Origin of the sequence: Microbacterium sp. F2E (assembly GCF_020905435.1) — a bacterium.
In the GTDB taxonomy this organism is placed as follows: Bacteria; Actinomycetota; Actinomycetes; order Actinomycetales; family Microbacteriaceae; genus Microbacterium; species Microbacterium lacticum.
Map to the genome: position 1 here is coordinate 29873 of NZ_JAJJIB010000021.1, position 12604 is coordinate 42476.

Here is a 12604-nt window from a genome sequence, read left to right on the forward strand (position 1 = left end):
ACCCGCGCTCCGCCGCCGCGCCGGCTCGTGGCATCCGACTTGTGGTCAGTTGTTGCGGGGTCGCGGCGGGGGACGCCGCCACGAGTGACCAGAAGTTCGAGCCGAGGGCCGGGGTCAGGCCTCGGGGTGCGCGGCCAGGCTGTCGTGGATGCGTCGCAGGTCGACGAGGAGCGATCCGATCAGCATCCAGTGCGTCGGCGGCGCCGTGATCACCTCGAGCGGCCGGGTCAGCGCCGGCTCCTCGGCGGAGAGGTCGAGGTCGCCCGTCGACACCGCGAGGCGCAGATCGTGCGCGGCGCGGTGCAGCTGCTCGGCGATCGCCGTCGCGTAGCGGTCGCCCGCGATCGTGTCGTCGTAGTCGTCGACGAACGCGCGGGTCATCCCGGTCAGCTGCGTCGTGATCGCGAACAGGCGCCGCACATCGGTGCTGAGGGCCTCGACCTCCTCCGAGCTGCGACGGCGCCGCGGGTTCAACGCCAGCGACTCGTCTGCCTGCGTGATCGCCACCTCGGCCGCCGTCACCGAGCCGCGCAGCGCCCGCGCCTGCGCGAGCAGGTCGTCGAGGGACGCGGCGGTCTGCGGCTGCACCAGCGCGCTGCCCAACCGGTCGAGCGCGTCGGCGGTGTCGCCGGTCAGGATCGCGACCTGCTCGCGGGCCGGACCGAGCGCGAGCGGCGGCACGATCGCGACGTTCACGATCAGACCGGTGACGGCGCCGATCGCCGTCTCGAGAATGCGATCGACCGCGTAACCCGGCGTCGCCGTGCCCAGAGCGAGCACGAGAATCGCGCTGATCGCCATCTGGTTCGCCGTGCCGGGAGTCGCGCGAAGCGCCCACGCGACGAGCAGCGCGCACGTCACCGCGAGCGCCACCGCCCAGAAACCCGAACCCAGCAGCAGTCCGATCGCCGAGGCGACGATCACACCCGCGATCACCCCGACCGTCCGCTCGACACCGCGGCCGAACGACTGGCTGATGCTCGGCTGCACCGTCAGCAGCGCCGCGATCGCCGCGAACACCGGCGGCGGTCCCTCGACGAGCCAGCCCGCGATCAGCCACGCCGCCGCCGTCGCGACCGCCGACTTCACCACCTGCAGCAACGACGAGCGGCGCGCGGCGCGCAGCGACCAGTTCATGCCCTCACGTTACGCGGGCGGATCCCCGCCCAGCGCGCACGCACCGGCGGCCGCCCCACCGCTCAGACGCCGTAGCGGCTCCGGATCTCGGTGCGCAGCTGCGCGCTGCACGCGGCGACGGTGCTGCGCCAGTCGGTGATCGCATCGTCCTGCGCGCTGTCCGACACCGCCTTCAGCACCGTGATCGGCACGCCGAAGCGCTCCGCCACCCAGATGTAGGCGTAGGTCTCCATGTCGACGAGCGTCGCGCCGAGGGTGCGAATGGATGCCACGGCATCCGCGTCGTCGACGAAGTGGTCGCCCGTGGCGATCGTCACGGTGCCGCCGCCGGTCTCCACGCGCGCCGGGAGGGACACGTGCTGCCCGGCGATGCCGTCGATGTCGGTGACGTCGTGCTGGATCGCCGCGGCGATCTCGTGCACGCCGGTGACCGAGGCATCCACCGAGCCCGCCGTGCCGACCACGACGACCTCGTCGATGCCGCCGGCGTCGAGACGGCGGGTGAGGGCGTAGGCCGCGTGCAGCTTGCCCGGCCCGGTGACGAGCCGCTCGAACCCGTCGAGCGGGTCTTCGAAGGCGTCGAGTTCGGAGGCGAGGGCGGCGACGAGGAGCTTCACCCCCTCATTCGTCCATCCGCCGCGAGTGCTTCCCTCCGCTGCGGGGAGCCGCCTCGCCGCGACGTGCGCCGGTCGAGATCGGTTTCTCACGGCGCCCGGGGCGCGCGAGTGCGCTCCGTGGGACAAGATGAGGATGTCGGGTCTCGACGGACCCGTCCGCGTGGAGATCGGAGCGACATGACCCTGCAGACCGTTCCTCTGGACACCCCCGACGGTGTGACCGCCCGACTGGGCTGGGACCCGGCGACGAGTGTGCACGACCGGCGTCGCATCATCGCCAAAGAGGTCATCGCCGCCAAGCTCGGGTGCGAGCCCACGGACATCCGCGTCGAGCGCGAACCTCCGCGCGGATTCGGGTACCACACGCGCCTGATCGCCTCGCGCGACGGCGAGGAGCTGCCGATCTCGATCGTCACCGCCAGCTATCGCGCGGCGACCGTCGTCGCGATCTGCGACCCGTCGCTCTCCGTCGGCATCGACATCCGCGACATGCACCCCGACGACGCCGACATCCGGCAGATGGGGCGCCACTCGCGACTGATCGACGAGTCGAACACCGAAGAGCTGCTGCAGCACTGGGTGCGCGTGCAGGCCGTGCTCGAAGCCGACGGGCGCGGCGTGCGCGTCGCCCCCGACCGCGTGCACCTCGACACCGGGCGCAACAAGGGCTGGATCCCCGACCGCAACATGAAGTACGAACTGGTCGACGCGTCACGCGACGGCTGGATCATCACGGTCGCCGTCGGCCGCCCCGTCCCTCCGGCGACGCGCCCCTGACCCCCTGACCCGCCTCAGTCGACGAGGTCGGGGAACGCCTCGCGCAGCTCGGCGAGCCACACGGCGGCGTTGCCGTCCGACGGCGCGCGCCAATCGCCGCGCGGCGACAGCGACCCGGCCGCGAGCACCTTCGGTCCGTTCGGGATCGCCGTGCGCTTGAACTGCGCGAACCCGAAGAAGCGCTTCACGAACACCTGCAGCCAGCGCACGATCGCCGCGCGGTCGTAGGCGTAGCGGTCGGCGTCGGGGAATCCGGGCGGCCACGCGCCCGCCGTGGCATCCGACCACGCCTGCTCGGCGAGGAACGCGATCTTCGACGGGCGCAGTCCGTAGCGCAGCACGTGGAACAGCGCGAAGTCGTGCAGCGCGTAGGGGCCGATCGTGTCCTCGGTCGACTGCACCTTGCCGTCCTGTCCGGCGGGGACGAGTTCGGGGCTGATCTCCGTGTCGAGCACCGACTGCAGCACGTCCTTCGCCTCCTGCGTCAGCGCGGCGCCGTCGTCCGGATGCGCGATGACCCAGCGGATCAGGTGCTGGATGAGCGTCTTCGGCACGCCCGCGTTGACCGCGTAGTGGCTCATCTGGTCGCCGACGCCGTACGTCGCCCAGCCGAGCGCCAGCTCCGACAGGTCGGAGGTGCCGACGACGAAGCCGCCGTTCTGGTTCGCGAGGCGGAAGAGGAAGTCGGTGCGCGCCCCCGCCTGCACGTTCTCGAACGTCACGTCGTAGACGGGCTCGCCGTTCGCGTAGGGGTGCCCGATGCCCTTCAGCAGCTCGGTCGCCATCGGACGGATGTCGATGGTCGAGATCGTCGCGCCGATCGCCTCGGCGAGGGCGACCGCGTTGGATCTCGTGTGCTCGCTCGTCGCGAATCCGGGCATCGTGTAGGCGAGGATGTCGCTGCGCGGGCGCCCCATCCGGTCCATCGCGCGCGCGACGACGAGCAGGGCGTGGGTCGAGTCGAGCCCGCCCGAGACACCGATGACGGGCCTGGGTGACCCGATCGCACGCATCCGCTGCTCGAGCCCGGAGACCTGGATGCTGAACGCCTCGTAGCAGTCCTGGTCGAGGCGGGCGGGGTCGTCGGGCACGAACGGGAACCGGTCGAGGGGGCGGCGGAGGGTCGTCGTGGATGCCAGCGCCGAGGGCGGGTCCACGTGGAACGGGATGCGACGGACGGAGGCGGCAGCCTCCGCCTGCACCCGGTTGTCGTCGAACGTGCCCTGCCGCAGGCGGTCCTGCCGCAGCCGGTCGAGGTCGATGTCGGCGAGGGCGGTGCGCGGACCGTCGGGGAAGCGCTCCGTCTCGGCGAGGAGCGCCCCGGCCTCGTAGATCATCGTCTGCCCGTCCCACGACACGTCGTTCGTCGACTCGCCCTGGCCGGCCGCGGCGTAGACGTAGGCCGCGTTGCAGCGGAACGACTGCGACTTCGCGAGCAGATGCCGGTCGTCGGCGCGGGCGATCGTGATGGGGCTGCCGGAGAGGTTCAGCAGCACCGTCGCGCCGGCGAGCGCCGCGGTGGACGACGGCGGGATCGGCACCCACATGTCCTCGCACACCTCGGCGTGCACGACGAGACCGGGCACATCGGATGCCTCGAACACGAGATCCGTGCCAACCGGCACCTCTTCGCCGGACAGGGTCGTCGTGGCGGGGGCGCCCGCGCCCGACGCGTACCAGCGCGCCTCATAGAACTCGCGATAGGTGGGGAGGTAGGTCTTCGGTGCGACGCCGAGCACGGCGCCGCGGTGGATGACCACGGCGCAGTTATACAGCCGTGCGCCCAGCTGCAGCGGCGCCCCGACCACCAGCAGGGTCCGCAGTGACCGCGAGGCGGCGACGACCTCGTCGATCGCCGCGCGAGCGGCGTCGAGAACGACGTCCTGCATCACGAGGTCGTCGATCGCGTAGCCGGTGAGGCACAGCTCGGGGAAGACCGCCACCGCCGCACCCTCGTCGTGCGCGGCGCGGGCCGCCGCGATGACGGCGGCGGCGTTGCGCGGCGGATCGGCGACGGCCACGGGGATCGTGCAGGCCGCGACGCGCGCGAAGCCGTGCCGGTAGACGCTCTCGAACGGTAGCTGCTCGCTCACCTGCCCAGTCTGGCACCTCGTCTCGGGTGGCTGGGGCGGAGTCGACCGGGGCGACGTCCGAGCCCGCGGCTAGGGTCGATCGCGGAAGGGTGACATGCGATACATCGAAGACAGCGGCGACGGCGCACGGATCGTCTGGAGCGCGAGCGACCTCAAGGCCGCCGCCGAGTGCGAGTTCGCGTGGCTGCGCGCCATCGACGCGAAGCTCGGCCGGCTGCCCGCCGTCGAAGAGCCCGAAGACCTCACCCTCGCCCGCGCCGGCCGCCTCGGCACGCAGCACGAACTGCGTCAGCTCGAGGCCTATCGCGCGCAGTACCCCGGCCGCGTCGTCGAACTGCCCGAGACGCGGTCATCGGATGCCCAGGGCATCGCCGCGGCCGTCGCCGCGACGAACGCGGCGCTCGCCGACCCCGACGTCGCGGTGATCTATCAGGCGGTGTTCGCGACCGACGAGTTCGTCGGCTTCGCCGACTACCTGCTGCGAGAGACCGCGGAGGATTCGCCCGGCGTGGACGCTGACGCCGAGCCCGGTGCGTGGATCGTGCAGGACACGAAGCTCGCCCGCCATGCCCGGGTGACCGCGCTCATGCAGCTGGCGGCATACGTCGATCAACTCGACCGCCTCGGCGTCCGTCGCAGCGACCGCGTCGAGCTGCTCCTCGGCGACGGCACGACCTCGACGCACGAGGTGCGCGACCTCATGCCCGTCTTCCGCCTGCGCCGCGAGCGCCTGCGCGCCCTGATCGCCGACCGCGACCTCGCCGCCGGGGCCGAGGGCGAGCCGATCGCCTGGGGCGACGACCGCGGCGAGCTGCGCGTCGTCGCGTGCGGGCGCTGCGCGACGTGCGACGCCGAGGTCATCTCGCACCGCGACCTGCTGCTGGTCGCGGGCATGCGACCCGTGCAGCGCGATCGGCTGCGCGCCGCAGGCATCCTCGCCATCGACGACCTCGCCGCCGCCCGCGAGGCGCCCGAGCGCATGTCGTGGGACACCTTCACGGGCCTACGCACCCAGGCGCGCCTGCAGCTGGAGAGCCCCGCCGGCGGGATCGTCGCCCTGCTGCCTGCGTCAGCGCCCGCACCGGGGCCGGCACCCGACGAGGTCGCGGCAGTCGAGGTCGTGGCCGCCGAGAACGCTGTGGAGGCACCGGGCTCCGAAACGGTCGAGCTGCCGCCCGTGCCGACCTACGAGGTGGTGTTCCCGAAGGCGATCGGCGCGCTCCCGCGGCCCGATCGCGGCGACATCTTCTTCGATTTCGAGGGCGATCCGCTGTACACCGAGACGCCCCCGCCGGGCGGCCGGCCGCAGTGGGGGATCGACTATCTGTTCGGCTGGGTCGACGATCGAGAGCAGTACTCGGCGCTCTGGGCGCACACGCACGCCGAAGAGCGCGCGGCGCTCGAGACGTTCCTCGACATCGTGATGCTGCGGCGCAAGACCCACCCCGGCATGCACATCTACCACTACGCGCCCTACGAGACGACGCATCTGCTGGCGATGGCCGCCACGTACGGCGTGCGCGAGGCGGAGGTCGACACGCTGCTGCGCGAGGGCGTGTTCGTCGATCTCTACCCGATCGTCCGCCGGGCGCTGCGGGTCGGGTCGCGCTCGTACTCGATCAAGAAGCTCGAACCGCTCTACATGGGCGCCGAGGTGCGCACGAGCGACGTGCAGCGCGGCGACGACTCGATCGTGAAGTACGTCGAGGCGCGCACCCTCGCGGATGCCGGCGACACGGCCGCCGCGCAGGCGGTGCTCGACGACCTCGCCGACTACAACCGGTACGACTGCGTGTCGACGCGTCGCCTCCGCGACTGGCTCGTCGAGCGGGCGCGCGAGGCGAATCTCATGCCGTCGGCCGACATCGATGCGGCCGAGCGGCACTACGAGCCGTCGCCGCGCGCCGAGGCGCTGAACCGGCTCGCGAACCGGGCGGCCGAAGCCGACCACGCCGACGAGCCGGCGGTCGCCGCGCTCCGGCTCGGCGCGGCCGCGATCGACTACTACCCCCGCGAGGCGAAGACCTTCTGGGCGACGCACTTCCTGCGGCTTCGCGAACCGGTGTCGATCTGGGAGGACACCCGCGACGTCGTCGTGTTCGACCACGACCGCTGCCGCGTGCTGACCGACTGGCACATCCCTGAAGGGGCACGGGTGCAGCGCCGGGTCGTGCAGCTGCGCGGCGACCTCGCCCCGGGCACGAAGCTCACGGCCGACTCGTCGGCGTACCTCGTGTACGAGCTGCCGGCGCCGTTCCCGATCGACACGAGCCCGCGCTGGATCCACGCGGCTCGCTCGGCGCGCATCGTCGACACGCTCGACGACGGTGTGATCCTCGAGGAGAACTCCATCGCCGGGTTCACCTGGCAGGAGCTGCCGATCGCGCTCACCCCGCCCGCGCCGCCCCAGGCCGGCAGCCAGCAGGCGGTGATCGACCGGTGGGCCGACGGCGTGATCGAGGCGGCGCCGACCGTGGCCGCGGAGTTCCCCCGCGACGCGGCTACCGACCTGCTGCTGCGCCGCGCGCCGCGCACCGCATCGGGCACGCTGCCGCGGTCGGCGGGCGACGACGTCGACGACATCGCCCGCGCCGTGCAGGAGCTCGATCACAGCTATCTCGCCGTGCAGGGCCCGCCCGGAACGGGCAAGACGTACGTCGGCTCGCACGTCGTCGCGCGGCTCGTCGCCGAGCGCGGATACAAGGTCGGCGTCGTCGCGCAGTCGCACGCCGTCGTCGAGAACATGCTCGAGCGGATCGTCGCCGCCGGGCTCCCCGCCGCGCGGGTCGCGAAGGCGCGGAAATCCGGCGCCTCCGGCGACGCGCCGTTCACGGTGATCGCGAAGGACGGCTACGCGGCGTTCGCCGACGAGCATCCCGACGGGTACGTCATCGGCGGCACCGCGTGGGATCTCAGCCACCCCGGCCGGGTGGCGCGCGGCAGCCTCGACCTGCTCGTGATCGATGAGGCGGGGCAGTTCTCCCTGGCATCCACCATCGCCGTCTCGGTCGCCGCCGACCGGCTGCTGCTCCTCGGCGACCCGCAGCAGCTGCCACAGGTGAGTCAGGGCACCCACCCCGAGCCGGTCGACACGTCGGCGCTCGGCTGGATCATGGACGGCGCCGCCGTCATCCCCGACGACCGCGGCTACTTCCTCGCGCAGACCCGGCGCATGCGCCCCGAGGTCGCCGAGCCCGTCTCGCAGCTCTCCTACGCCGGCCGCCTCGCGGCGCACCCGTCGACCTCCGCGCGGCACCTGGACGGCGTCGCTCCCGGGGTGATCCCCGTGCCGCTCTCGCACACGCGCAACGCGACGTCGTCGCCCGAGGAGGCGGACGCCGTCGTCGCGATCGTCGGCGACCTGCTCGCTCGGCCCTGGGTGGCGGGGGAAGGGGAGCCGCCGCGACCGCTCGCGCAGAGCGACCTCATCGTCGTGACGCCCTACAACGCGCAGCAGATCGTCGTCGAAGAGGCGCTCGCCGCGGCGGGGTGGGGTGAGGTGCCCGTCGGCACGGTCGACAAGTTCCAGGGGCAGGAGGCCGCCGTCGCGATCGTCTCGCTCGCGGCCTCGTCGGGGCGCGATGCGCCGCGCGGACTCGAGTTCCTGCTGCTGCAGAACCGTCTCAACGTCGCCGTCTCACGGGCCGAGCACACCGCCTACGTCGTCTACAGCACCGGCCTCCTCGACGACCTGCCCCGCACCCCCGAGGGCGTCGCCCGGCTGAGCGCGTTCGCCCGGCTGGTCGGTGCCGTGTGAGCGCCCCGTAGACTCGCGGCATCCGCCGGTTCGCGGGTGATGATGAGAGGGATGCCATGGCCGACGACGCGCCCCGCCAGTTCGAGATCGACCTGCCGCCCGAGGTCGTTCCGGGCAGCTACGCCGATTTCGCGAACGTCTGGCACACGCCCGACGTCTTCGTGATGGACTTCGTCTCCCTCGCCCGCCCGCCGCAGGCGGCGACGGATGCCGAGGGCAACGCGGTCACCGTCGTCCCCGGCCGCGTCGTGCAGCGGGTGCGCATCCCTCCGCGGCAGGTGTTCGAGCTGGCGAAGGCGCTCACTCAGCAGCTGGAGTTCTGGGAGCAGGAGACGGGCCACCGCACCGGCGACTGACGCACGCGGCGCGGGCGGAACGAGGCATCCATCGGGCGTATGCTCGCCGAGGCGCCGCGCTTTCTCCTGCGGCGCCGGCGAGCGAAGGCGGTGACGACCATGGCAGACGATAGTCCGCGCGCCGCGGCGTCCGCAGCTCGCGTCTTCGCACGCTGAGCGCCGGCCCGTGGCGCATCGGCGCGCACGCACAACGCTCGACAAGGCGCTCACGGTGCACTCGGCGCTCGTCGCGCGGCGGCAGACCGAGGTCAACCTGCAGCAGAACGAGCAGGTCAAGAAGATCTCGTCGTGGGCGGCGATCATTTTCGCGCCGACGCTCATCGGCACCGTCTACGGCATGAACTTCGACATCATGCCCGAGCTGCCCGCATCCGCGCAGGTGAACATCTCGTCGGCGACCAGGTCCAGGTATCCCTCCACCAGGTCGGGACTGCGCATGGACTCCTCGTTGGCGCGCACGAGGTGCGCGATCGACATCCCGCGTGCGTCGCAGCTGGCGAGCAGTTGCGCCGAGGTCGCGAAGGGGTGGGGGGCGGAGACGTCCAGGGTTCCGGCGGTGCCCGGGGTGGCCAGTGACTCGACCCGGGGTTCCTGCGGATCCTCGGTCGTCTGGACCATGACGAAGCCGCCTCCCACCGAGTAGTAGGTGCGCTCCAGCAGGAGGGAGGAGGGGGCGCTGCTCTCCACGGACCCGGACGAGGGCGATCCACCCGCCGGGTCGTGGCCCACGAGCCCCAGCAGCACCGCCCTGTCGGTGTTGTGCCCGCGTCCGGCGGCGCCCAGGGAACCCAGCAGGTCCACGGTCAGCCGGTGGATGTGGGGAGAACCCAGGTCGGCGAGTTCGGCTGCGAAGGCCAGACCCGCCCGCATGGGGCCCACCGTGTGGGAGGAGGAGGGACCGATGCCGATGCGGAAGAGGTCGAAGACCGACAGGGGGTGCGGCGCTTCCGCGGCTGCGACCTGACCCGCGACGAGGGCGGCCGGGGTGGGTTGGTCGGCACCGTGGTGCTCAGGGGTCTGCCGGTGGAGGGGCGCGGGATGCAGATCCGTGGCCACCGTTGTGCCCCTCCCCGGGACTCAGTGACGGGGGCGGTGGGGGCGGCGCAACCGTGCAGAGCGGATCAGGGCCACGGGGCCCGGGTCCTTGACGCGGCCGTGAGGAATGGGGCTCCGGCGGATCAGGATGCGTGGGGGTCCAGGAGTTCCTTCAACACGGTGGCCTCGGAGATGTCGGAGCGTTTCGCGGCGGTGAGCAGCGTGAGGGGACCGGCTGCTGCCCGTTGCCGCAGATCCGCGAGCGCGTCGGCATGGTCGGGACCACGGAGCTCCTCCAGGTAGCGGCGGCGGAACTCCGGGTACTTCGCCGGATCGTGGGCGTACCACCGACGCAACTCGGGTGAGGGGGCGACCTGTTTGCACCACTCGTCCAGATGGGCGCGCACCTTGCTCATGCCGCGCGGCCACAGACGGTCCACCAGGACACGGTCCCCGTCAGCGGGGTCGGGGTCCTCGTAGATCCTGCGCACCCGGACCTGCGGCCGCTCCACGGCCTGGTCAACCTCTTCGGGTCCCCCCTGTTCCGACACGTCCCTCCCCCTCCTTCTCCCGCCGAAGTCCGTCCTCTTTCTCGGCGAAGTCCGTCGTGCCACGGTCCCGGCGGTGTGGTGGACGGCATGCGACACGCGTTCTCCTGCCAGGACCGACGCTAGTCGTGTCGCGCTCCGTCCGGGAGTCTGCGCCAGGGGCAGTCCGGGGGGCAGCCCGGGGGCAGCCCGGGGGCCGGCTCATCCCTGCGTCTGCAGGATCTCCCCCGTCGAGGTCGCGATCCTGTGTCCCACGCCGTCGACCACCACCTCGAAGGCATCTGTCCCGGGATCGGTGGGCACCGAGGGGCCATCCTTGTCGGCGCCGCCCTCGGCCGTCTCGCCCTCGTCGGTGCCGCCCTCGTCGGTGGGGGCGGAGGACGGGAGGGAGTGGAAGGTCACCGGCCACGGGCTGGAGGAGAGTGCGGGGACTGGCCCGTCGAGCCCCGCGGCCCACGCGTCGAAGCCGGGGACGGACACGCGCCAGCGCTCGGCACCGCTGGTTGGGTCGATGCCCAGCAGAGCGGCACGGGCGGGGGAGGTGTCCGTGCACAGCTCGAGGGCGACCAGGGTGTCGCGGTCGTGGATCCAGGATCCCTGACCGTCCAGTGCACCTCGGCGCTGGCAGGCGTTGTCGTCGCCCAGGAACCACATGGCCGAGGAGGTGGTGGAGCGTCCGTGCACGCCCGTCATCTGCAGGCGTGTGAGGCCGGGGAGTTCCTGGGGGCGGGGGCTGAGGAGGCGAAGGACCCGTCCTGGGCGCGCCACTCGTCGAGGGGGCCGGCGTGGACCAGCTGTGGTCGGGGTCTGAATCCTCCGGTTTCGAGGAGGCTGCGGTGGATGGTATGTCGACCTCGGGGTTATGTTGACCGGCTCGGTGAGCGCCCAGGCGGGGCAGGGGTGAACGGTTGAGCCGGTCAACATAACCATTGGCTCTGGAGTCGGGGTTCGCTTGATCTGACCGGGGCGGTCGCTGGGATCGCTCGGCTTCAGGTCGAGGAGGACCGAGATGGTGGTTCATCGTGATCAGCGCCGCGCCGACGTGCGGGATGTGCTGGATGAGTTCGAGAGGTGGCTGCTCCAAGAGCGATCAGCGCAGGAGTGCACGGCTGCCGCGTACACGGCTCGCGTCGCAGCATTCGTGGAGTGGCTGCCCGCGCCGGTCGAGGAGTCGCTGCGGAAGCTGACCGCGGCGATGCTGATCGAGTGGGTGGACCTGGAAGCAGCGCGTGGGCTGAAGGCATCGACGTTGGGCAAGCAGCTGGTGATGCTGCGCTCGTTTCTGCAGTACGCTCACCGCTCCGGTCGGATGGGACAGGACCTGTCCGGGGTGGTGCCGCACGCGGCGGCGTGGCGACTCTCATCGATTCCGGACCCGGTGCCGGCGGGCACGATCGAGGCACTGTTCGACACTCTCGATCTGCGTTCACCGAAAGGGCTGCGTGACCGGGCGATCCTGCTGCTTCTTACCGGGCTCGGGCTGCGCGCTTGTGAGATCGCCGGCCTTCGGCTCGACGACATCGGCTGGCGCACCGGAAGCCTACGCATCCGGGGCAAGGGCGACCGTGTCGATGAGCTCCCACTGCCCGACGAGGTCGGCCACGCCTTGGAGGATTACGTGCTCCACGGCCGCGGCGGCAGGGTCCAGGGCGAGGAGGTGTTCTGGACGGTCATCGATCCGGTCCAGCCACTGAGCGCCAACGGTGTCTGCGGGACGATCCGGCAAATCTGCATCAAGGCCGGGGTGGAGAAGTTCGGCCCACACCGGCTGCGGCACACGTTCGCGACCGGGATGCTCGCCACTGGGGCGACGTTGCAGGAGGTCCAGGGGCTGCTACGCCACGCGCATCTACCCACGACCGCGCTCTACGCCAAGGTCGACAAGAACCGGCTCACCGCTCTCGCACCCGAATGGCCGGCGGCCGCGTCATTGGGCAGGTGTCCACGATGAGCGGGTTGCGCGATCTGATGGACGGTTACCTGGCGACCCGGCGGGCACTCGGGTTCAAGCTCGTCGCGCCAGGCAAGACTCTGGATGCGTTCGTCGGCTGGATGGAAGACGCCGGTGAGCCCACGATCCGCCGGGATCTGGCGACCGCGTGGGCAGCACAGTTCTCCCGCGGCACGGTGCTGGAGCGACTGAACTATGTCCGCCAGTTCGCCGAGCATGTCGCCTGGTTCGACCCCGCGGGGGGTATCAGATGGTCTGTGTAAGGGGTGAGGTTCATCTCGAAGGAGAACATCATGGAGACCATGGCTATCAGTCCGGAGCGCGAGGAGCGTC

General features: G+C 71.6%; 11 protein-coding genes and 1 pseudogene. 6 read left to right on the top strand and 6 right to left on the bottom strand.

Going from position 1 to position 12604, the window contains the following annotated elements:
* Positions 1-114: 114 nt before the first annotated feature.
* Both LOK55_RS12835 and LOK55_RS12840 read right to left on the bottom strand, forming a co-directional pair.
* Positions 115-1137: an aromatic acid exporter family protein gene (locus LOK55_RS12835; RefSeq protein WP_229935674.1), complete on the bottom strand. Its 1023-nt coding sequence runs from the start codon at positions 1135-1137 to the stop codon at positions 115-117.
* A gap of 62 nt (positions 1138-1199) precedes the next feature.
* Positions 1200-1754: a nucleoside phosphorylase gene (locus LOK55_RS12840; protein ID WP_229935675.1), complete on the bottom strand. Its 555-nt coding sequence runs from the start codon at positions 1752-1754 to the stop codon at positions 1200-1202.
* A gap of 177 nt (positions 1755-1931) precedes the next feature.
* Here LOK55_RS12840 and LOK55_RS12845 point away from each other — a divergent pair, with 177 nt between their 5' ends.
* Positions 1932-2531: a hypothetical protein gene (locus tag LOK55_RS12845; protein ID WP_229935676.1), complete on the top strand. Its 600-nt coding sequence runs from the start codon at positions 1932-1934 to the stop codon at positions 2529-2531.
* Between the two features lie 14 nt (positions 2532-2545).
* Here LOK55_RS12845 and LOK55_RS12850 read toward each other — a convergent pair whose 3' ends face one another.
* Positions 2546-4624, bottom strand: coding sequence for an NAD(+) synthase (locus LOK55_RS12850; RefSeq protein ID WP_229935677.1), 2079 nt, complete (start codon positions 4622-4624; stop codon positions 2546-2548).
* 94 nt (positions 4625-4718) lie between these two features.
* On the opposite strand from LOK55_RS12850, the gene LOK55_RS12855 reads away from it, so the two are divergent.
* The 3 genes and pseudogenes from LOK55_RS12855 to LOK55_RS12865 all read left to right on the top strand — a co-directional run.
* On the top strand, positions 4719-8381 hold the full coding sequence (locus LOK55_RS12855) for a bifunctional RecB family nuclease/DEAD/DEAH box helicase (protein WP_229935678.1): 3663 nt from the start codon (positions 4719-4721) through the stop codon (positions 8379-8381).
* 56 nt (positions 8382-8437) lie between these two features.
* Complete coding sequence (locus LOK55_RS12860) at positions 8438-8737, top strand: DUF3467 domain-containing protein (RefSeq protein WP_229935679.1); 300 nt, start codon at positions 8438-8440, stop codon at positions 8735-8737.
* Between the two features lie 184 nt (positions 8738-8921).
* Positions 8922-9101: pseudogene (locus tag LOK55_RS12865) on the top strand (CorA family divalent cation transporter); the annotation flags it as partial.
* On the opposite strand, the gene LOK55_RS12870 reads toward LOK55_RS12865, so the two are convergent.
* The 3 genes from LOK55_RS12870 to LOK55_RS12880 all read right to left on the bottom strand — a co-directional run bounded on the left by LOK55_RS12870 (position 9068) and on the right by LOK55_RS12880 (position 11013).
* Positions 9068-9793 (bottom strand): serine dehydratase beta chain, encoded by a 726-nt coding sequence (locus tag LOK55_RS12870; RefSeq protein WP_308066681.1) that lies wholly within the window; start codon positions 9791-9793, stop codon positions 9068-9070. The pseudogene LOK55_RS12865 and the gene LOK55_RS12870 sit on opposite strands and share 34 nt — an antisense overlap.
* 122 nt (positions 9794-9915) lie before the next feature.
* On the bottom strand, positions 9916-10323 hold the full coding sequence (locus LOK55_RS12875; RefSeq protein WP_229661512.1) for a DUF488 domain-containing protein: 408 nt from the start codon (positions 10321-10323) through the stop codon (positions 9916-9918).
* Between the two features lie 198 nt (positions 10324-10521).
* Positions 10522-11013 carry a hypothetical protein gene (locus LOK55_RS12880; protein WP_229935680.1) on the bottom strand — a complete coding sequence of 164 codons (492 nt, stop codon included), beginning with the start codon at positions 11011-11013 and terminating at the stop codon, positions 10522-10524.
* 316 nt (positions 11014-11329) lie between these two features.
* Between LOK55_RS12880 and LOK55_RS12885 the strand changes: the two genes are divergently transcribed.
* Positions 11330-12271 (top strand): tyrosine-type recombinase/integrase, encoded by a 942-nt coding sequence (locus LOK55_RS12885; RefSeq protein ID WP_229935681.1) that lies wholly within the window; start codon positions 11330-11332, stop codon positions 12269-12271.
* Positions 12268-12534 carry a hypothetical protein gene (locus LOK55_RS12890; protein ID WP_229935682.1) on the top strand — a complete coding sequence of 89 codons (267 nt, stop codon included), beginning with the start codon at positions 12268-12270 and terminating at the stop codon, positions 12532-12534. Before LOK55_RS12885 ends, LOK55_RS12890 begins: the two co-directional genes overlap by 4 nt.
* Positions 12535-12604 lie beyond the last annotated feature (70 nt).

Excerpts from the sequence above, each read along its gene's own strand:
- LOK55_RS12890 (WP_229935682.1), top strand. The coding sequence starts at position 12,268 with ATGAGCGGGTTGCGCGATCTGATGGACGGTTACCTGGCGACCCGGCGG.
- LOK55_RS12880 (WP_229935680.1), bottom strand. The coding sequence starts at position 11,013 with ATGACGGGCGTGCACGGACGCTCCACCACCTCCTCGGCCATGTGGTTC.
- LOK55_RS12860 (WP_229935679.1), top strand. The coding sequence starts at position 8,438 with ATGGCCGACGACGCGCCCCGCCAGTTCGAGATCGACCTGCCGCCCGAG.
- LOK55_RS12885 (WP_229935681.1), top strand. The coding sequence starts at position 11,330 with ATGGTGGTTCATCGTGATCAGCGCCGCGCCGACGTGCGGGATGTGCTG.
- LOK55_RS12835 (WP_229935674.1), bottom strand. The coding sequence starts at position 1,137 with ATGAACTGGTCGCTGCGCGCCGCGCGCCGCTCGTCGTTGCTGCAGGTG.
- LOK55_RS12855 (WP_229935678.1), top strand. The coding sequence starts at position 4,719 with ATGCGATACATCGAAGACAGCGGCGACGGCGCACGGATCGTCTGGAGC.
- LOK55_RS12845 (WP_229935676.1), top strand. The coding sequence starts at position 1,932 with ATGACCCTGCAGACCGTTCCTCTGGACACCCCCGACGGTGTGACCGCC.